1 protein-coding gene is annotated in these 415 nt (G+C 67.2%); it reads right to left on the bottom strand.

Annotation, left to right across the window (positions count from 1 at the left end):
* The coding region (locus SB822_RS55100) for a class I tRNA ligase family protein (protein ID WP_410858848.1) at positions 1 to 415 on the bottom strand (415 nt) is incomplete at both ends.

Raw genomic sequence — 415 nt, forward strand, 5'->3', positions numbered from 1 at the left:
CCTTCGGCGTCGAACCACGCCGGGATGCGGTGGCCCCACCACAGCTGGCGGCTGATGCACCAGTCCTGGATGTTTTCCATCCAGTGGCGGTAGGTGTTGATCCAGTTCGGCGGGACGAACTTCACGTCCCCGGATTCGACCAGCTCCAGGCCGCGCCTGGCCAGCCCGTCCATCTTCACGAACCACTGGTCGGTGAGGTAAGGCTCGATGACCTGGCCGGTGCGGTCGCCACGCGGGACTTGCAGCTTGTGCGGCTTGGCCTCGACCAGCAGGCCAAGGCCCTCCAGTTCCTCCAGCACCTGCTTGCGCGCGTCGTAGCGGTCCAGGCCGCGGAAGCGCTCGGGCGCGTTCTCGTTGAGCGCGGCGACCGGGGTGAACAGGTTGATCATCGGCAGCTCGTGGCGCACGCCGACCT

Source organism: Paraburkholderia sp. SIMBA_054, from assembly GCF_046534875.1.
GTDB classification, from domain to species: domain Bacteria; phylum Pseudomonadota; class Gammaproteobacteria; order Burkholderiales; family Burkholderiaceae; genus Paraburkholderia; species Paraburkholderia hospita.